Annotated in this window: 17 protein-coding genes and 1 riboswitch; of the genes, 7 read left to right on the top strand and 10 right to left on the bottom strand. The window is 51.9% G+C overall.

The genetic code is table 11. The features are described from left to right. Positions 1-72: 72 nt before the first annotated feature. From NP77_RS20795 to NP77_RS20785, 3 genes are all read left to right on the top strand, one after another. The gene (locus NP77_RS20795; RefSeq protein ID WP_039661492.1) at positions 73-855 is read left to right on the top strand and encodes an SDR family oxidoreductase; all 783 of its coding nucleotides are present in this window, start codon (positions 73-75) and stop codon (positions 853-855) included. A 132-nt stretch (positions 856-987) separates the two neighbouring features. After that, positions 988-1,806: an oxidoreductase gene (locus NP77_RS20790; RefSeq protein ID WP_039661836.1), complete on the top strand. Its 819-nt coding sequence runs from the start codon at positions 988-990 to the stop codon at positions 1,804-1,806. After that, the gene (locus NP77_RS20785; protein WP_039661490.1) at positions 1,807-2,829 is read left to right on the top strand and encodes an NADP-dependent oxidoreductase; all 1,023 of its coding nucleotides are present in this window, start codon (positions 1,807-1,809) and stop codon (positions 2,827-2,829) included. It begins immediately after the preceding gene. On the opposite strand, the gene NP77_RS23560 is transcribed toward NP77_RS20785, so the two are convergent. Further along, positions 2,810-3,088, bottom strand: a complete 279-nt coding sequence (locus NP77_RS23560) for a hypothetical protein (RefSeq protein WP_156137314.1) — start codon at positions 3,086-3,088, stop codon at positions 2,810-2,812. The genes NP77_RS20785 and NP77_RS23560 overlap by 20 nt on opposite strands. A gap of 519 nt (positions 3,089-3,607) precedes the next feature. After that, a complete protein-coding gene (locus NP77_RS20780; RefSeq protein ID WP_039661489.1) occupies positions 3,608-4,525 on the bottom strand; it encodes a LysR substrate-binding domain-containing protein in 918 nt (305 codons plus the stop codon). 160 nt (positions 4,526-4,685) lie between these two features. Here NP77_RS20780 and NP77_RS20775 point away from each other — a divergent pair, with 160 nt between their 5' ends. Together NP77_RS20775 and NP77_RS20770 are read left to right on the top strand one after the other, a co-directional pair. Further along, positions 4,686-5,366, top strand: coding sequence for a type 1 glutamine amidotransferase domain-containing protein (locus NP77_RS20775; protein ID WP_008924585.1), 681 nt, complete (start codon positions 4,686-4,688; stop codon positions 5,364-5,366). A 1,129-nt stretch (positions 5,367-6,495) separates the two neighbouring features. After that, positions 6,496-7,020, top strand: a complete 525-nt coding sequence (locus tag NP77_RS20770) for a phenolic acid decarboxylase (protein ID WP_003854933.1) — start codon at positions 6,496-6,498, stop codon at positions 7,018-7,020. A 17-nt stretch (positions 7,021-7,037) separates the two neighbouring features. Here NP77_RS20770 and clcA read toward each other — a convergent pair whose 3' ends face one another. Together clcA and NP77_RS20760 are read right to left on the bottom strand one after the other, a co-directional pair. Further along, entirely contained in the window at positions 7,038-8,429 is a 1,392-nt protein-coding gene (gene clcA / locus NP77_RS20765) for a H(+)/Cl(-) exchange transporter ClcA (RefSeq protein ID WP_039661488.1), read from the bottom strand. A 93-nt stretch (positions 8,430-8,522) separates the two neighbouring features. Beyond that, positions 8,523-8,831, bottom strand: a complete 309-nt coding sequence (locus NP77_RS20760; RefSeq protein WP_003854940.1) for a YicS family protein — start codon at positions 8,829-8,831, stop codon at positions 8,523-8,525. A 163-nt stretch (positions 8,832-8,994) separates the two neighbouring features. Between NP77_RS20760 and NP77_RS20755 the strand changes: the two genes are divergently transcribed. Together NP77_RS20755 and NP77_RS20750 are read left to right on the top strand one after the other, a co-directional pair. Then, positions 8,995-10,221 carry an FAD-dependent oxidoreductase gene (locus NP77_RS20755; RefSeq protein WP_039661486.1) on the top strand — a complete coding sequence of 409 codons (1,227 nt, stop codon included), beginning with the start codon at positions 8,995-8,997 and terminating at the stop codon, positions 10,219-10,221. A gap of 151 nt (positions 10,222-10,372) precedes the next feature. Next, positions 10,373-12,145: an EAL domain-containing protein gene (locus NP77_RS20750; protein ID WP_003854944.1), complete on the top strand. Its 1,773-nt coding sequence runs from the start codon at positions 10,373-10,375 to the stop codon at positions 12,143-12,145. Between the two features lie 33 nt (positions 12,146-12,178). On the opposite strand, the gene NP77_RS20745 is transcribed toward NP77_RS20750, so the two are convergent. The 6 genes from NP77_RS20745 to ascF all read right to left on the bottom strand — a co-directional run bounded on the left by NP77_RS20745 (position 12,179) and on the right by ascF (position 18,519). After that, positions 12,179-13,114, bottom strand: a complete 936-nt coding sequence (locus tag NP77_RS20745) for an ABC transporter substrate-binding protein (protein ID WP_003854946.1) — start codon at positions 13,112-13,114, stop codon at positions 12,179-12,181. Between the two features lie 23 nt (positions 13,115-13,137). Continuing rightward, positions 13,138-13,893: an ABC transporter permease gene (locus NP77_RS20740; protein ID WP_039661484.1), complete on the bottom strand. Its 756-nt coding sequence runs from the start codon at positions 13,891-13,893 to the stop codon at positions 13,138-13,140. Further along, positions 13,890-14,630: an ABC transporter ATP-binding protein gene (locus NP77_RS20735; protein ID WP_003854950.1), complete on the bottom strand. Its 741-nt coding sequence runs from the start codon at positions 14,628-14,630 to the stop codon at positions 13,890-13,892. The genes NP77_RS20740 and NP77_RS20735 overlap by 4 nt, the downstream gene beginning before the upstream one ends. Continuing rightward, entirely contained in the window at positions 14,627-15,328 is a 702-nt protein-coding gene (tenA, locus tag NP77_RS20730) for a thiaminase II (protein WP_003854952.1), read from the bottom strand. The genes NP77_RS20735 and tenA overlap by 4 nt, the downstream gene beginning before the upstream one ends. A 68-nt stretch (positions 15,329-15,396) precedes the next feature. Beyond that, a riboswitch (TPP riboswitch) is annotated at positions 15,397-15,499 on the bottom strand. A gap of 105 nt (positions 15,500-15,604) precedes the next feature. Beyond that, positions 15,605-17,035, bottom strand: a complete 1,431-nt coding sequence (locus tag NP77_RS20725) for a 6-phospho-beta-glucosidase (protein WP_039661482.1) — start codon at positions 17,033-17,035, stop codon at positions 15,605-15,607. A gap of 35 nt (positions 17,036-17,070) precedes the next feature. Beyond that, a complete protein-coding gene (gene ascF, locus NP77_RS20720; protein WP_003854956.1) occupies positions 17,071-18,519 on the bottom strand; it encodes a PTS cellobiose/arbutin/salicin transporter subunit IIBC in 1,449 nt (482 codons plus the stop codon). Between the last annotated feature and the right edge of the window lie 104 nt (positions 18,520-18,623).

Raw genomic sequence — 18,623 nt, 5'->3', positions numbered from 1 at the left:
CAGCCGATTTACGGTTCTGCCTGCATCGCACATGGCGAATCCTGTTTACATTTTAATAAAGAAGATCAACTTATGACTAAAGCTTCAGTTCTCATTACAGGCGCATCCACGGGTATTGGTGCTGTTTACGCTGAACGGTTCGCCCGCCGGGGTCACGACCTGGTTCTGGTCGCCCGCGATAAAGCAAAGTTAGAGGCACTTGCCAATCGTCTGCGACAGGAAAATGACATTTCTGTTGACGTTTTGTCCGCAGATCTCACCCAAACAAGTGATTTAGCTCTGGTCGAAGCCCGTCTGCGTGAGGACACTCGGATTGGCATTCTTATCAATAATGCGGGTATCGCGCAGTCCGGCAGTTTTACAGATCAGACATCTGGTTCGATAGAAAGCCTTATCGCGCTTAACGTCACCGCCCTGACCAGACTTGCCAGTGCCGTGGCACCACGACTTGTGCAAGCGGGTGAGGGGTCGATCGTCAATATCAGTTCCATCGTCGGACTCGCCCCGGAATTTGCCATGACGGTTTACGGTGCAACCAAAGCTTTTGTGCTTTTCCTGTCTCAGGGAATGAATGTCGAGCTGTCATCTAAAGGCATTTATATCCAGGCAGTACTCCCTGCCGGCACTTACACGGAAATCTGGGACCGTGCGGGTATCGACATCAGTAACTCGGCAAAATTTATGGAAGTGGGCGAGTTAGTGGATGCCGCACTGGTGGGGTTTGACCGCCGTGAACTGGTCACCATCCCGCCTTTACATAATGCTGACCGCTGGGACACCCTCGATGCTTCGCGTCAGGATCTGCTTTCAGATATCAGACAGGATGAAGCTGCCGGACGATATAAAGCAATTTAATCAATGATGTGCACTATACAGAGCGGTCTTCCGGCTGTTCTGCACAGCGGTAAAATCAACATAAATGCTTTACGGCCTGTCGTTTCATCAGCGATGAGAAACCTCAGACACATCATGAAGGCCTTATTCAGCATGACAAAAAAACGTGTAGCACTGGTTACCGGTGCGTCCTCGGGTATCGGCGAAGCATCTGCCCGGAAACTATTAGCCGCTGGATTTACTGTATATGGTACGAGCCGGCGTGGCGCTCAGGCGGGAAAGCATCCGTTTCCAATACTGGCGCTGGATGTGACGGACGACGCTTCTGTCGTAGCTGCCATTGAGGAGTTGCTGCGTCTGGAGGGGCGGATCGATGTTCTGGTGAACAATGCGGGGTTTGGGGTCGCTCCGGCGGCGGCGGAAGAAAGTTCTGTCGAACAGGCCAAACATATTTTCGACACCAACTTTCTGGGTATCGTCAGGTTGAGCCGGGCAGTGATCCCTCATATGCGCCGCCAAGGCAGCGGGCGCATCATCAATATTGGTTCGATACTCGGCATCGTTCCTTTGCCGTATGTGGCACTTTATGCGGCCAGTAAGCATGCGGTGGAAGGGTATTCGGGTGCACTTGATCATGAACTGCGCACTCAGGGCATCAGAGTTTCTGTCATCGAACCCGCTTACATGAAAACACAGTTTGAAGCCAATAATATCGAGCCGGATGCCAGACTCGAAGAGTATGACCAGATCCGGGCTAAGCTGACGAAAGTGGTGAGCAAGGCAATGGCTGAGGCGGAAAGTCCGGAGGTGGTGGCTGACGTGGTGGTTAACGCGGCTCAGACTTCACGTCCAAAGATTCGCTATACGGCGGGAAAGCTGGCAGGTCAGTTGAATTTTATTCTCAGATTCACCCCTGCATCATTCCTGGACAGGGTGGTGCGCAAAAGTCTTCAGCTTGATGCGAAAGAATAAATGATGAATAAGACGATGAAAGCATTTACGTTTAAGCGTTACGGTAAATCTCCTGAGCTGGGGTTCGATAACATCGATTTTCCAGCCCCCGCAGCTGATGAAATCCTGGTTAAAGTTTACGCTGTGGGTCTGAACCCGATTGATAACATGATCCCGACCGGAATATTCAAGCCGGTTTTGCATTATAAACTCCCCGCCACATTGGGCAGCGACTTAGCCGGGGTTGTCATGGCTGCGGGGAGTCGCGTGTCTCGCTTCAAGCCAGGCGACGAAATTTTCGCCAGCATTTTCGACAGGGGAACGGGTTCTCTGGCCGAATTTGCTGTAGTGCCTGAAGCCGCTGCGGCCATGAAACCCGCAAACCTGGATTTCGTGCAGGCGGCTTCGCTCCCGATGGTGAGCCTCACATCCTGGCAGGCGCTGACCGAGCGAGCCGGGTTGCAGCCTGGCCAAAAGGTTTTCATCCCGGCAGGTTCAGGGGGGATTGGCAGTTTTGCCATCCAGCTGGCGAAGTACCTTGGCGCACAGGTGGCCACGACGACCAGTACAGGAAACCTCGAATGGGTGAGTCATCTTGGCGCAGATGAAGTGATCGATTATAAAAAACAAGAATTTGAAAACGAGCTGAGTGGCTACGATATTGTTCTCGGTACTATCAGAGGCGCATTAATTGAAAAGTCTACCCAGATTCTTAAGTCGGGTGGAAAAATTGTTTCTCTTATCGGCCCGTTAGATACTGCTTTCGCACGGACCCGGGAACTAAATATCCTCATGCGTTTAGTGTTCAGCCTGATGAGCCACAAGATTATGCGCCTGACTAAAAAGCGAGGCCTGACCTATTCATTTCTTTTTGTCCGCCCTGATGGCAATCAGCTTAATCAGATCTGTATGCTCATGGAAAATGAACAAATCAAGCCCGTGATCGACAAGGTATTTACTTTTGCAGAAACAAAGGAAGCTCTGACCTATCTGCGGAATGGCCATGCGAAGGGCAAAGTCGTCGTTAAGATTCACGAGTCATAATGATTGAGTTAAATTCTTTAATTAAATCTTTAGAAAAAAACTCTACAAATGTGACAGTAATTTCAAGGCCATTCCGATAGCGATACTCATACCAGTGAACGTCTGCTTCTTGCTCAAAGCGGACATCAGCAGGTCTGATTCGCTCTGCACCAACACCAACACCAACACCAGTTAAGGCTGGTTTGCACTCCGTATAGCGTTCCAGTGCGATAGATAGTGTCGAATGATGAAATAGCGAAGCGAGAGAACGTTTGGCCATAAGGACATTAAAAAGGTCCCGGTTTGCCTTAACGGCGTTTTGATGCCTATTCCAGCAAATAAATAAGCACTTTAAAGATGAACTGATTCTTACTAGTTGACAGCTCATCGACACCTATGTCAGACGATATTGTTTCAGCACGGTGGCTAGCCAGAAATTGACGAATTTTTCATCGCAAAGATTCTTAACCAAGATGTTCAGACGCTCATCAAGTAAGGTTTAGACGCCACTATTGGGCGGGGCAGATCTAAGCCACCATAGTAGCTATATATGAATTTGATGGGCTTCTTCCATGATTTGGATAAGTGGCCAAATATTTTAAATGCGTACATATACGTGTACAGAATTAAATTGCGACCTCGAAAATAATTTCATAACATAATGAAACAAAAGTAGTTATTTAATCTTGCTGTCATATTCCTGAGTGATGAATGGGGAGGTTGTCTGCCTCCGATGGGAATAATACTAACTCAGGTTATCATATAGTTATTAACTATTAGTGCGGCAATGGTGATCATGCTAATTGTTTGTCTGTGAGTCAGAAAGCTCCCGTGCCGTTTCCATGATTAACGTCCTGAACCAGCGATGGGCTGGATCGCTGCGATAACGTGTATGCCAGCCCATTTCCACAGGAAACGTGCCGAGATCGACAGGTGCGGGAACAATTTTGAGTCGCGGATCCCGGGAAAGGTGCTGACAGATCAGACGTGGCAGGGTGGCGCAATAGTCTGTGACTGCAATCATTTCTGGCACGGCGAGAAAATGTGTCACGGATACGGCAACCTGACGACGCAGACCGCGCTGTTCAAGCGCCTGATACAATCCTGCACGCATACGGCCAGGTGGCAGAACATTGACGTGTTTAAGCTGCTCATACTGTTCGGCACTGAAGCTATCGCCTGCAAACGGATGATCTGCGCGTAATACACAGGCCAGACTCTCATTCATCAGGTGCTGCACCACCAGATTATCGGGAGGATCAACGATTCGACCCAGCACCATATCGGTGTTGCCGGAAATGACGCCGGTTTCGGTGACGTCATTGCCAAAAGGGGTGAGGCGAAGCCTGACATTAGGTGCTGAAGTCCGCAGGCGAGCCACAATGGCAGGCATCATGATGAATTCAACGTAGCTATTCGGTGCGAGAGTAAATAGCCGTGTGGCATGCAGGGGATCAAAATCCTGCTGGCCCAGAATCATTTTATCGATGGATGACAACGCCGATCCAACCACCTGAGCCAGCTGTTCGGCTTTTGGTGTCGGGCGCATCCCATAACGTTCACGAATAAATAGCGGGTCGTTGAGTGTCTCACGAAGCCGGTTCAGTGCATTAGATAGCGCCGGCTGGGTGATACCCAGTCGTTCTGCTGCGCGAGTAACGTTACGCTCTTCCATCATGACCAGCAAAACTGGCAGTAAATTCAAATCGTATTTCATTGAGCTATAATGCTATGTGAATAGCTGAAATTGAAGAGATAAATTTCATAAATATTCTTAAGCCCGCCATGATTAATGGGTCACGCCGTGACTGGCGGCTTACACGCAGATTTTGAATATTCTTACACCTGAAACCGACTGACTGTTATATGGAGCGTAAATGAAAATTTTAATGGTTTTGACCTCGCATGATGAGTTGGGTACCACTGGCAAGAAGACCGGTTTCTGGCTGGAAGAACTTGCCGCGCCTTACTATGCCTTTCTTGATGCGGGTGCTGACATTACGCTGGCGTCGCCAAAAGGCGGACAGCCGCCACTTGATCCAAAAAGTGATGAGCCCGATTCTCAGACCGATGAGACCCGTCGCTTCCATGCTGATTCTGCTGCTCAGGCTGCGCTGGCTTCGACTGTCAGACTTGATACGGTGAACCAGGATGCATTTGATGCCGTCTTCTATCCTGGCGGTCATGGACCGTTGTGGGATCTGGCAAATGACAAACACTCCATTTCATTGATCGAACAAACGCTGCAGGCTGGCAAACCGGTTGCACTGGTTTGTCATGCTCCCGGTGTCCTGCGTGATGTGAAAAATGCGGATGGCACGCCTCTGGTTAAAGGCAAAAAAGTTACTGGCTTCACAAACAGTGAAGAAGAGGGCGTTGGCCTGACGGACGTAGTACCGTTCCTGGTAGAAGATGCATTAAAACAGAATGGCGGTATCTACTCACGTGGCGATGACTGGCAGTCCTACACGGTTCAGGATGGCCTTCTGATTACTGGTCAGAATCCGGGTTCATCGGCTGAGACCGCAAAAGTGTTGCTGGCAAACCTGAAAAAATAAAGCAGGTTTTGGCATACACTGGTTGAGGGGCGCCTGCGGGCGCCTTTTTTATTACCGCCGTGCGTGGAAAATAAATAGTGACCTGCTGAATTATTTATATCGAATAGATTAGGCTTCAATTATTCTTAACCTTTAGAGGAAATCTGCGGGCTTGTGCAGAGATTAAATAATTAGTAAACCCTTCTACTGCAGATATAAACATGTCTTTAATAACAGTGTTGACATCGTTTTTTATATGCGTAAAGTAGAACTCATCAGCGGCATGAAGCAGCCCTGATACACCAGAAACCTGCGGTGTTAAGCGTAAAAGGTGTCGACGAATATTGGTTTAGCATCGTCGGCGGTTCTGTTAAACATTGTTCTTTGAAACTAAACATTAGTTAATGATAACCCTGTTAAATGGAGTCGAAGTAAGTTTTAAGGTGTTGTAATATGTAGTTTGCAGTATCGCGTCGCGATGATGTAAGGCCTCGTAGTTCTGAACGTTACGTTACGACAGGATACGATTGCGGTTTAAACGTCGTAATGAAAGTAAGGCAACGCATCAAAGAGTATATATCGCGATGGGGGTGTACAGATTTATACGGGCCTGACCTGTCTTTGTCTCCTGAAAGACTATCAGGTGGTGAAAACCGCTAATGGTAATGACATTTTTCTTTCGTGATCATTATTATCCGCAGGATCTGTTCATAAATAGTAGTATCGAAGCAGTACCTTTCAATTAAGTTAGTTAATGGTAAACGTTAAATCTGTCGTACCTTAAAAGCCCTGGCTATTTCAGTCAGGGCTTTTATCATTTAGTGCCTCTGATATCAGCCCCCGATTTTAAGACTCAGATGTATACAGTCTTTCAGACTAATGACGACGACCCGTCAATTCATTTATCTTCAACAATGTATGACCGGTTTGAGAGGCTCTGCTTTATGTCTGGATGAATTCAATTCACTTGCGGTTTTATCAAATAAATAAAAAACGGTCCCCGATTTTTTATTTATCAGAAATATTTCTGGCAGCATATGGCAAAAAAAAGAATCTGCGCCATAGTCTAAATTCACTGACCTATTGTGCTAAAGCCTGTTTTTGACATTCATCCGTGCATTTCAAATGCGCTTTTTTAACAGAGGTTAACATGTCAGGAGAATCTCCAGAGAATATCGCCAGCGATCTGTCTGAGTTCATTGGCACGCATTTTGTTTATACCTATGATAATGGCTGGAAATATGAGTGGTATGCTCGCAATGAAACTACCTGTGACTACCGTATCCATCAGGGATTGGTAGGTGGTCGGTGGGTAACCAACCAGAAAATGCACGCGGTGCAATTTGCGCCAGGCATCTACAAAGTTGACTGGCATGAACCTACCGGCACCTGCGTCAGTCTGTTGTTTGATTTGAATCGCACTCTGCTTCATGGAACGATCTTCTTCCCACAATGGATTGCGGGGGAAGGCCAGCATCCGGAGAAAACCATCTGCTATCAGAATGACTTTATCGATGATATGCACCGCTTCCGCGATGAAGGTCCGGCCTATCCGTACGTAATTATTCCTGAGTTTGCGAAAGTGACTTACATGAAAAACGAAGGGCCTGATAACGATAGCGTAATCAATCAGGCACCTGGACAGATGCCGTCTGATTATTTTGATAATAAGTAACTAAGCCGTCTACCCGCTCACTGCGAGCGGGTAGCGTCTGCCTGACGCGCCAGCGTGCGGGCCAGAATAGATGAGTAGAGTGGTTTTCCTCCCAGGAACTGTGCCAGTAGCGTAGCGCCCAGACAGGTAATGATCATCGGCAATATCAGCTGATAGTTATCTGTCATTTCCAGTACCAGCACAATGCCGGTGAGTGGTGCTCTTACCGAAGCCGCGAACAGTGCGCCCATCCCTGCGATAGCAAAAGTACCCGCATCAAGATGGTAAAACGGAAACAGATCCGTCATTGCCACCCCAAATGCTGTACCGAGTAGTGTCCCTAATGCCAGCATCGGGGCAAAGATACCGCCGGGTGCACCTGACCCAAAACAGAGCAGAGTCGTTATCAGCCTGACCAGGAAGATAACCAACAGCAGGGTGAACGGGAAGAGACCATGAACCGCCTGGGGAATCAGTTCAGAACCGCCGCCTGCGCCTGGAGCGAACATAAGAGCCAGAATGCCGCAACCCCCGCCCAGCAATGCGCCTGCCAGTACCACACGTGCCGTTTTACCCGCGTAAAAGCGGGCAAAAAGATCCTGCGTGATGAATATCAGACGGTTAAATAAGACGCCGACCATACCGATAACCATACCCAGTATCAGATAGAGCCACAGCGTCTGCACTGGCGCATCAGCCAGCTTGCCAACGGAGATGACTGCCTGTTCGCCGTTGAAATAGCGAAACACGATGCTCGCCATAATGACGCCGGTAAACACAGCTTTAATCGAAATCAGGTTATAACGAAACTGCGGGCGCATCTCCTCGATGATAAACAGGATGCCCGCCAGCGGTGCATTGAAAGCAGCAGCCAGACCGGCGGCCGCACCGGTAGCCAGCAGCGTATGTCGGGCTTCATTACTGCGCATTCCCAGAATATCAATGACCATGCGTCCTATGTTCCCGCCCAGCTGTACCGTTGGGCCTTCCCGGCCCAGCACCATTCCGGCACCCAGCGTGCCCATGCCGCCAAAGAATTTCACGGGAATGACCCGCCACCACCGCACAGGTCTTAGCTCTTCAAGCGCCCCTTCAATTTCAGGAATGCCCGAGCCACCCGCTTCGGGAGCATAACGTCTGACGAGAAAATAGCCGACCATCGCCAGCAGAGCCGAGATGGCAAAGGCAGTAGCGTAGAGTATCCAGCCTTGTAACTGCCCTGAAGTCAGCGTGTCGGCACGCCACTGCTGGATGGTTTCAACGGCGCGTGCAAATGCCACGCCTGCCAGGCCAACCAGCGAACCGACCAGCGCAGCACAAAACAGCATCGCCAGCGGCGTTTTATCACGATAGAGAAGGGCGCGGAACATCCGGCTACGCGCTGCAATGGAGCGAGGAACATAAACCGGCTGCGGTGATTCTTCGTTCATTAAGACATTCTTGTTTAAACAAACCAGCGTGCCAGTTTACTGAGTGGTAAAGTGAAAACAAACGCCAGGATCAATTTCGCCTGAGGAAAAGTGTTACTCGGTTTGTGGTGGACAAACCACTTGTGCCACGCGTTCGCGATAGGCTGGATTGTCATGATTTTTCAGGGCCTGCACCGCTGCTTTTAATGTTGCCTGATTCTGTTCCATGTTCTGTTTATCGTTGATAAACGTCTGCCGCAATTTTTCATCAGATACGGCGGGCAATATCTGACACTTCTGGCGCAGATCATCCGTTATTTGCTGCTGCCGCAGAGCAAACTTCAGGGTGTCATACGGCGCGGCGACCACAACCAGTGGGCTTAACAGCGGCAGAATAAAAAGCGTATTGCGGATCACGTTCATGATGATCTCCTCACTGCTGAATCAATAATGGCCGTTCAGCAGCTTCGATTGGAATAAATCGCATTGAGTGATTAGTCTGAGCACAGCACCATCAACCGGTGGCGGTCATATCGCCACGGCTGACGCAATAATCATAGCAATACTGGCGCAACAGGGAGCTGATATGCAGCCACATTCCACTGAAATTCTCACCACTGACTGCTGTATTGTGGGTGGTGGTCCTGCGGGATTAATGCTGGGCTATCTTTTTGCCCGCGCGGGACTGCGTGTCATAGTGATCGAAAAGCACGCCGATTTTCTGCACGATTTTCGTGGTGATACCATCCACCCCTCGACGCTGGAAATTATGCATCAGCTCGAACTCCTGGACGCTTTCCTGAGGCTACCGCATCAGCGTGCTGAAAAGCTGGAGGCGGAGATAGCAGGACAGAGCATTACAATGGCTGATTTCTCACGTTTGCCGGTTCAGTGTCGCTTTATTGCCTTTATGCCTCAGTGGGATTTCCTGAACTACATGGCAGAACAGAGCATCCGCTATCCCGGCTTCAGTCTGCTGCAATCAACGTCGTTTGAGTCGCTGAAATATGAGAATGGCACGGTCAGTGGCGTGACGGCTTCTCGTGGGAATCAGCAGCTGCATATCACATGTAAACTGGTGGTCGGTGCCGATGGCCGCCATTCCCGTGTGCGCGAAGCGGCCGGGCTGACGGGACAGGAATTTGGCGCAGCGCGCGATGTTATATGGTTCCGCTTAAGTAAGCAGCCACAGGATCCCGACATTGGGATGGGACATAAAGGACCCCGTCAGAACTTTATCGTTATCGATCGCGGTGATTACTGGCAGTGCGGGCTGACTATTCCGAAAGGAGAGTTTGAAGCGAAACAGGCTGCCGGACTCGACGCGTTTAAAGCAGAGGTTGTGGCACTATCACCTTTTGAAGCGACGCGCATGGCAGAAATCGAGAGCTGGGAGGCGTTTAAGCTGCTGTCGATACGTATTGACCGGCTGGATAAGTGGGCCAGACCCGGCGTGCTCTGTATTGGTGATGCGGCTCATGCCATGTCGCCAATTGGCGGGGTGGGTGTAAATCTGGCGATTCAGGATGCAGTTGCGACGGCCAACCTCCTGACGGAATCCCTGAAGCGGGGTGAACTGCAACTGCGCGATCTGGAAAATGTGCAGAAACGACGTCAGTTCCCTACCGTCGCCACGCAGTTTCTTCAGATTAAAATGAGTCGCAACAAAGCAAAAAGAAAACCCTCGGGCAGTAGCAAGATTCCTGCGATTATCCGTCGCCTGCCATTCTTGCGTTTCGTGCTGGGACGCCTTATTGGTCTTGGCTTCAGGCCGGAGTCGCCACAGGTTGCGCGCGTGAAAGAAGAGCGTTAAATGGTTTCGACAGCGATCATATATCGTGCGACACTGTTTCGCTGTGAAAGTACTGTCAGATTGAGCCGTTATTTATCTGATAATTGGGCGTTAATTGAGCATTTGTAAGCTAAATTATTTCGATTTTTGCGCCTGCATAAGAGAGGTTTCAGTGCATAACGAGCAAAACGGCAGCGACGTAAAACGTCTTAGTGCAATTAAGGCACTTTTGTCACCAGATGAAGCACGGGACAAAGTGCTGGAGAGATTTGTTAATCTCGCCAGCCAGGTGCTGGGTATTTCAGGCAGTTTTATTTCGATTGTTGACGACCACAATCAGTATATTAAAGCGTCTCGTAACTTTGATCTTAAGCAATCGACCCGTGATGAGTCTCTCTGCCGCCATGTTATTGATGGTGAAGGGCACCTGGTCGTGTATGACACCTTACTGGATGAGCGCTTTGTTACTCACCCGTTTGTTAAAGGCGACCCGCATATTCGCTTTTATGCCGGCGTTTCGCTGCAGAACCTCGACGGTGCCGTGCTGGGCACACTCTGTGTAACTGATACGCAGCCACATCCCTTTGCGGATGACAAACTCGTCACGCTGCGCTCACTGGCTACGCTGGTTTCCTCTTTTCTGGATGCCTGGAATAACGCGGGTTTTGCCGACGTTATTACGCATCTGCCGAATCGTCCCCGCCTGATTCGTGATATTCATCAGCTGACCCTGACCGCGCCTCATAGCCGTTTTCGCCTGATTCTTATCGACTGTCTCGATATCATTCGCGCTTATGAACTTACGCGCGCGGTAGGCGTTGCGCCGATGGAAAAACTCCTGAAGCAGATGGCGCAGGATGTCGCAAACCGGCTCAAACTGCCGGAGAATGAAACACTCTATTCGTTTGCACCTGGCCGTTTCGCCATCGTTCAGCCCTATTCGGATCGGTTTACAGCACACAATATGCCCGACCTGTTTAAAGGCATGAAGGCCGACCTGGCGGAAAACATTACGCTCGATCTGAATGTCTTTACTGGCGAAACAGAGTTTGTTCCGGGCCAGATGAATGCGAATGAAACCATACGTCAGGCCGTGAGCGCGCTGCATGAGGCCATTGATGAAAACATCAATGCAATGTCGTTTGACGAGAGTTACGACTCGCGGCGCACCGATGATTTTATGATCATGAACGATCTGGCTCAGGCGCTGAATAAAGATGAAGAGCTCTATCTGGCCTGGCAGCCTAAAGTGTGCCTCAGAACTGGTAAGACGGTCGGGCTGGAGGCGCTGATTCGCTGGAATCATCCTGAGCGAGGTGAGCTCTTTCCATCCGAATTTATTCCGTTAGCGGGTAAAACCAACCTGATTTCCGATCTGACCAACTGGGTTATCGATCACACCGTTGAACAACTGGCGCGCTGGAATCGCGAATATGATCTGATTCCGGTCTCAATCAACGTCAGTGAGCGCGATTTCGCCAGGCCCGATTTTGCCGATGAGCTGGTGGCTAAACTCGCGGCCGCTCAGTTGCCTAACGCTATCCTGGGCATTGAGTGTCTGGAGAATGAACTGATCACCAAAAGTGATGTGGCGATAAAAGGGCTGGAAGCGCTGAAATCTCACGGTTTTGTGATCTCACTGGATGATTTCGGCACCGGTTACAGCAACATTAGCTATTTGCAGGATATCCCGCTGGATGTGATTAAAATTGACCGGTCACTGATCTCGCGTATGGGTGAGGATGACGCATCGAAAATCATCGTCAGATGCATTATCCAGATGCTGAAAGAGCTGAATTATACCGTGCTGGCTGAAGGCGTCGAAACGGAAGCGACGCTGGGATTACTGAAAACCTACGGTTGCGATCAAATTCAGGGTTACTTCTTCTCAAAACCGCTGCCCGCCAGTGACATTGAACACTGGTTGTTTCAGAAGTCTCATTAATAACCTGCCCGCAGCGCTCGCTGCGGGCGCTTATCACTCACTGCCGATAGCGTAGCGCTGAACCGGCGTGATGCCTTTAATCAGCTTGTTATCAAACAGAAATTGCTCATAAGCCTGATAGCGTGCACGATCCAGTTTTGCCGGATCGGCGGCGAACAGCGGCAGCGTGGCACGCCATGCCTGATGGTTTAGCGGTGTATTCAGCTCAGGATGCTCGCGGGCAAAGATCAGCCAGTTCTCCTCAGGATGCGCCTGCAGCTCCGCATTTCCCTTCTTCAATGCCCGCAGAAACTTCTGAATCTTCTCCGAGTGCGCCTCGTCACGGTTGGCGACGATAATCAGCTCGTCATAAGCGGGAACACCATAATCCTCGACGTTAAGCACCACGGGTTCTTTGCCGGCAAGTTTCAACTCCAGCGCTTCAATATTGCGATAGCCGCCGATAACCGCATCTACCTGGCCGGTCATCAGGGCGCTGGTGAGCTGAAAATTAACGTTAATCAATTTGACCTGATCGGCTTTGACGCCGTCATGGGCCAGCATGGTCGCCAGCGTCGCCTGCTCAATGCCACTCACTGAATAGCCGATGCGTTTACCTTTTAAATCCGCCGGTTTTTTCACCGTTTTGTCTAACGTCATCAGTGTGTTCAATGGCGTGTCAATCAACGTGCCCACCCGCATCAGTGGCAATCCCTGATCGGCGAAGAAATGCAGCTGAGGCTGATAGGTAATGGCTAAGTCCGCCTGCTTTGCCGCGACCAGACGTGGCGGCAGGGCCGGATCGGAAGGCGGCACGATATTTACCTCCAGTCCTTCAGCGGCAAACGCGCCGGTCTGCTGCGCCACCATAATGGGCGCGTGATCGGGATTGATATACCAGTCGAGTACCAGCGTCAGTTTTTCCATCGCCTGAACCTGAGTGGTTAAGGTGGCGCTGAAGAGCAGGGTTAACAGGGGCAGTTTAGTCATGGGATTTCTCATTTTAAGGGTCATCAAATTGTCTCAGGAGCCCAGCTAATCAGGCGGCGCAGCAGGCGATCGATAGTCAGCCACAGGGCGAGGGTCATCAGCACCAGAATGAACAGGGCAGCGAAACAGAGGTCGCTCTGCATCCGGGCATTGGCATTCAGCATCACGAAACCCAGCCCTTCCGCTGAGCCGACCCATTCGCCGATAATTGCCCCTATCGGCGCGACGGCCGCCGCCATCCGTAACCCTGAACCCAGCGCAGGCAGCGCCGCTGGCAGCCTGACATGGCGCAGTTGTGCTGAAGGAAAAGCGCCCATAGTGCGAGCCAGGTCAAGGTAGCCGGGCGTAACGCGGCGCAGGCCATCAAAAAAGCTGGAGGTTACCGGGAAGAAGATCACCAGCACGGCCATCGCGACTTTGGCGCTCATGCCAAAGCCAAACCAGAGAACCAGCAGCGGAGCCAGCGCAAATACCGGAATCGCCTGGCTGGTGATCACCAGCGGCATCATCCAGCGCTGTAACCACGGTGAATAGGTCATGCCCAGCGCCAGCACACCACCCAGCAGCACGCCGAGCGCCATGCCGCTGAGGATCTCGGTCAGGGTAATCAGAGTGTGATAGCTGAGATAGTCAGCGTTCTGCCACAGCGCAATAGCGACTGCAGCGGGCGAGGGCAGCAGAAAGGCGGGAATGCAGGTCAGCGTGGCCAGCCACCATGCTGCAATCAGACCGGCAAACAGCGTAATTCCACGACGCAAACGGACGAAACGTGTGCTCATCTGGCTATTCCGCTTAGCTGTTTCAACAGTGCGGCCTGACTTCGTATTAAGCCGGCGTCATCGGCTGCCCTTGGCGGCAGGCCCTGTAGTGGTGGAGAGGCTTCGATTCCCGCCGCACCGATCACCAGCAGGTGATGACTGAGACGACAGGCTTCGGCGGCATCGTGGGTGATCAGCAGCACCGTGTGACCGACCAGCACCTCCGCCGCCAGCATCTGAATCTCATGACGGGTCAATGCATCCAGCGCGGAGAATGGCTCATCCATTAACACAACAGGCTGACGCGTGTAGAGAGTGCGGGCCAGCGCAGCGCGCTGACGCATCCCGCCGGAGAGTGTAGCGGGGCGCGCGCGGGCGCTCTGGCTCAGCCCAACCCTTGCCAGCAGATACTGCGCCCAGTCGCGATCGGCTTTCTCGCCTTTCAGCCGACTGGCCAGGCAGACATTTTGCTCAATCGTCAGCCACGGATAGAGCAAATCCTGTTGCCCCATCCAGGCGATGCGTCCGGTCAGCGGAAGGCCATCGCTGCCGCTAATCTGTCCCGAACTGGGTGGCGTAAGACCGGCAATGACACGCATCAGGCTGCTTTTGCCTGCACCGCTGGCACCCAGTAACGCCGTAAATTTACCCCCGGCGATCTCCAGATCAAGCTGACTGAAAAGTTGTTGCTGACCCAGCGTAAGGCTGAGCTGGCGAACTGAAATACCTGGCGGTGTGGCATTGCACAGCTGGCTCATGGTCTGACCCGAAGATCGGCAGCGTGATCTATCCCCATTTGCCAGAATGCCGCTTCCAGCCGGGTCGCAGTGGTGAAAATCTCCGCCAGCCGATCAAAACGTTGTTCTCCGGCGCGCTGCTGAGCCAGCGTTTCAAAAAGTATCAGTGACGAGCCTACCCCGGCCAGATAGGCTTCATCGCCGTAATTTTCAATCCATTCGGCGTAAGGGTTGCCCTCAATGCGCGTCGCAGGATCATCCAGCAAAGTCAGGCCGATTTCAGCGTAACCGGCAACACAGGGCATCAGCGCCGTTATGAGCTCCAGTGCATCGCCGGTGTGACCGGCATCCAGCACATAACGGGTGTAATTGAGCGTTTCCGCTGCTTCGGGTTCGCGTGCCATTGTTGCCTCGCTGATGCCCCATTGCTGGCAGTAAGCGAGGTGCAGCGGCAGTTCACCGATAATCGCGTTAAGTGATGCCGTAGCGCGTCGTAGAGCGTCAGGCTCAGAGAGTTTGCTGATCAGCAGACCCCAGGCACGGGCGAAGTGGAGCAGGAACAGATAATCCTGGGTGAGATAGTGACGGAAGGCGGCAGGAGGCAGCGTACCCTGACCGAGTTGCTGCACAAAATCGTGCCTTACATAGGCGTGCCATTGCGTGCCCGCCTGCTGGCGCAGACGACCATAGAAACCGGTCTCGAAAAGCGGATGTGACATGGGATCTCCATTAAAAGGGAGATCCGGGCATACGGTCTGGAACAGGGGATAGTGCAGGAAATGAGACAGAAAATCTGCCGACCCGTCCCTTCGCTGGCATGACCCAGATCAGGTTCAAAGGGTTCGGCTTTCGCCATCTCAGCCCATGACAGGACACCCCTCGGAGACATTCGTTATACGATAATTAGTGCCTGAGCACAACGGATGCGTCAGTGTTATGCTCAGGCACGTTTGCTACGCGACAGTGCATTCAGATGTGCTTTTTAAGTGACAGTGTCACTCAAGATCTGCGCCATTACTGGCAATCACTTTCTTATACCACCAGAATGATTTTTTTCGCGTACGCGCCAGCGTGCCGTTACCCAAATCGTCGCGGTCTACGTAGACGAAACCGTAGCGCTTGCTCATTTCGCCGGTCGAGGCGGCAACCAGATCGATACAGCCCCAGCTGGTATAACCCATCACCGGCACGCCATCTTCAATGGCGTCGCCCATCGCGCGGATATGTTCACGCAGATAGCTGATGCGGTAATCGTCATTAATCTCGCCATTCGCGTCGACTTCATCGCGTGCGCCCAGGCCATTCTCCACCAGGAAGAGAGGCTTCTGATAGCGGTCATACATCATGTTCATCGTGATACGTAACCCCAGCGGATCGATGCCCCAGCCCCAGTCACTGCGTGGCACATGGGGATTAGTCAGGGATTTCACCACGTTGGCGGCGCTACTGTTCTGCTCGTTCATTTCTGCCGACGCGCAGCGCGAAGCGTAGTAACTGAATGAGACAAAATCGACGCTGTTTTTCAGAATGTAGGCATCACCGTCAGCGATCTCCAGCGTCACCCCTTTTTCACGGAACACGCGGGCAGCGTAAGCCGGATAGGCACCGCGCGCCTGCACATCTATAAAAAAGAGGTTTTCGCGGTCTTTCTCCAGTGCAGCCCAGACATCTTCCGGTTTGCTCGACCAGGGATAGAAATTGCCGCCGGCCAGCATGCAGCCGACCTGATTGACCGGATTCACTTCATGCGCGATTCGCGTAACCAGCGCGCTGGCAACCAGTTCATGATGTGCCGCCTGATATTTTACCTGGTCTCTATTCTCGCCGGGTTCAAAGACCAAGCCAGCCCCGGAAAACGGACTGTGCAGCAGGATATTGATCTCGTTGAAGGTCAGCCAGTATTTCACCAGTCCATCAAACGCCTCGAAACAGCTTCGTGCGTAACGGGCAAAAAAATCGACCATTTTGCGATTGCGCCATGAGCCATATTCCGTGACCAGATGCATCGGGACATCAAAATGGCAAAGCGTGACCAGCGGTTCGATATTGTATTTCCGGCACTCTTCGAAGACCGCACGATAAAACGCAATGCCTTCCGGATTAGGCGTCAGTTCGTCACCGTTAGGATAGAGCCGGCTCCAGGCAATTGAGGTGCGGAACACGCTGAACCCCATTTCGGCCATCAGCGCAATATCTTCCGGATAGCGGTGATAGAAATCGATAGCGTCATGACTGGGGTAGAACTCGTCGTCACGCAGGGCAAAACGTTTTTCCAGACCCAGTTTAACCGGCATCCGGTTTGGGCCATGCGGGATCATATCGACGGTGGTTAAGCCCTTTCCGCCCTCACGAAAACCACCTTCACTCTGGTTAGCGGCCAGCGCGCCGCCCCATAAAAACCCTTGCGGGAACCTTGAATCAGACATGCAATCCTCTTTTTTGGGTCAGCCTGACCCTTTTCCTAATGGCTATTGATCGCGTTAGCGCGTTCGGTAGCAGGCGCAGGTTGCGCAGCGCTTTCGGGTTCTGTCTCAGGAATATCCTCGAAGCCTAACAGTAGCGTCAGCACGAATGACAACACCACCGAGAGCACCATGACCGCACCGACCCAGACAATACTCATGGGATTGGTGGGATCGAAGAACTGTACGCTGGTAAAGAGGCCGGGTGAGGCCATCGAGTGGCTGGCCAGCCCGCCAATGCCCGCAACCGCGCCACAGATAAAACCACTGATCAGACAGGCGATCAGTGGGCGTTTCAGGCGCACTGCAACGCCATACAGCGCCGGTTCTGAAATCCCTGCGATAATGGCTGATGCCGCAGCTGCCAGTGCGGTCTGGCGCAGTTCACGGTTTTTAGTGCGGAACGCCACCGCCAGCGACGATCCGCCCAGCGACAGGTTGGCGCCGATCTCTGACGGCATCACCATGCCTTCTTTGCCGGTTTCGGCAATGGTCTGGATAATGGTTGGTGTGAAAACCCGGTGCATACCGGTCATCACCAGCAGCGGCCAGAGAGCGCCCATAATCGCAACCGAAAGCCAGCCAAGGTAGCCATGGACGGTGTAGACCAGCGCGGAGATGCCGCTGCCGATCCAGATACCAATCGGGCCAATCAGCACAATCGCAATGGGTGCCGCAATCAGCACAATCAGCATCGGTTTCAGGAAGTTTTTAGTGACCGCAGGGGTGATGCGATCCACGCCTCGTTCAATGTGTGACAGGATCCACGTCATCACCAGCGCCGGGATCACCGTATAGGTGTATTTCACCGCGGTGACAGGTATGAAAGCGAACTCGACCGGCTGACCCTGCGCCGCTTTTGCCATCAGCTCAACAAAATTGGGATGGACCAGAACGCCGGCAATGGCAATCGCCAGCGACATATTAGTTTTGAACTTCAGCGCCGCTGAGGCGGCAACCATGATCGGCAGGAAGAAGAATGCCCCGTCGCCAATGACGTTGAGGATCACCAGCGTTGATGAACCTTTTTCAAACACGCCCGCCATATCAAGAATCATCGCCAGCAGTTTCACCATGGACCCACCAATAATGGCTGGGATCAATGGCGACATGGTGCCCACCAGCGCATCCAGAATGCCTGCGCCAATACTTCTCAGGGTAATTTTGCGTTTCACCGGCACAGTCGAAGCTGCGCCGGGCGATCCCAGTTCCAGCACCGCCTGGTAAGCCTGCGATACGTTATTCCCGATGATCACCTGGTACTGGGTATCGTTGTGTACCACGCCCATGACACCTGTGATGGCTTTAAGACGTGGATAGTCGACCTGTGTTTGATCCTTCAGGACAAAACGCAGGCGGGTCATGCAGTGAGTGACGGCTTCGATATTGGTGAGGCCGCCAAGCGCATCGACAATGGCGCGTGACACCTCGGCATAGTTCATGGGCATGATCGCTCTTCTCTGTAGGGTAAATCGGTCAAAATTTTTATGTTTTTAATGCCTGCAAGCAAACAAATAGGAAACCGGTTTCACAAAATCATGAAGGTCTTTAC

The sequence above is a fragment of the Pantoea sp. MBLJ3 genome, from assembly GCF_000816655.1.
Taxonomy (GTDB): domain Bacteria; phylum Pseudomonadota; class Gammaproteobacteria; order Enterobacterales; family Enterobacteriaceae; genus Pantoea; species Pantoea eucalypti.
The sequence above is the reverse complement of the archived record's forward strand: the minus strand, read 5'-3'. Positions and strand labels throughout refer to the sequence as shown.

What these genes read in the sequence shown, in the direction of transcription:
- NP77_RS20790 (WP_039661836.1), top strand. Translation starts at nt 988, where the DNA reads ATGACAAAAAAACGTGTAGCACTGGTTACCGGTGCGTCCTCGGGTATC.
- NP77_RS20760 (WP_003854940.1), bottom strand. Translation starts at nt 8,831, where the DNA reads ATGAACGTGATCCGCAATACGCTTTTTATTCTGCCGCTGTTAAGCCCA.
- NP77_RS20745 (WP_003854946.1), bottom strand. Translation starts at nt 13,114, where the DNA reads ATGACTAAACTGCCCCTGTTAACCCTGCTCTTCAGCGCCACCTTAACC.
- NP77_RS20795 (WP_039661492.1), top strand. Translation starts at nt 73, where the DNA reads ATGACTAAAGCTTCAGTTCTCATTACAGGCGCATCCACGGGTATTGGT.
- NP77_RS23560 (WP_156137314.1), bottom strand. Translation starts at nt 3,088, where the DNA reads ATGGCCAAACGTTCTCTCGCTTCGCTATTTCATCATTCGACACTATCT.
- NP77_RS20770 (WP_003854933.1), top strand. Translation starts at nt 6,496, where the DNA reads ATGTCAGGAGAATCTCCAGAGAATATCGCCAGCGATCTGTCTGAGTTC.
- NP77_RS20740 (WP_039661484.1), bottom strand. Translation starts at nt 13,893, where the DNA reads ATGAGCACACGTTTCGTCCGTTTGCGTCGTGGAATTACGCTGTTTGCC.
- tenA (WP_003854952.1), bottom strand. Translation starts at nt 15,328, where the DNA reads ATGTCACATCCGCTTTTCGAGACCGGTTTCTATGGTCGTCTGCGCCAG.
- NP77_RS20785 (WP_039661490.1), top strand. Translation starts at nt 1,807, where the DNA reads ATGATGAATAAGACGATGAAAGCATTTACGTTTAAGCGTTACGGTAAA.
- NP77_RS20735 (WP_003854950.1), bottom strand. Translation starts at nt 14,630, where the DNA reads ATGAGCCAGCTGTGCAATGCCACACCGCCAGGTATTTCAGTTCGCCAG.
- ascF (WP_003854956.1), bottom strand. Translation starts at nt 18,519, where the DNA reads ATGCCCATGAACTATGCCGAGGTGTCACGCGCCATTGTCGATGCGCTT.
- NP77_RS20775 (WP_008924585.1), top strand. Translation starts at nt 4,686, where the DNA reads ATGAAAATTTTAATGGTTTTGACCTCGCATGATGAGTTGGGTACCACT.
- NP77_RS20755 (WP_039661486.1), top strand. Translation starts at nt 8,995, where the DNA reads ATGCAGCCACATTCCACTGAAATTCTCACCACTGACTGCTGTATTGTG.
- NP77_RS20780 (WP_039661489.1), bottom strand. Translation starts at nt 4,525, where the DNA reads ATGAAATACGATTTGAATTTACTGCCAGTTTTGCTGGTCATGATGGAA.
- clcA (WP_039661488.1), bottom strand. Translation starts at nt 8,429, where the DNA reads ATGAACGAAGAATCACCGCAGCCGGTTTATGTTCCTCGCTCCATTGCA.
- NP77_RS20725 (WP_039661482.1), bottom strand. Translation starts at nt 17,035, where the DNA reads ATGTCTGATTCAAGGTTCCCGCAAGGGTTTTTATGGGGCGGCGCGCTG.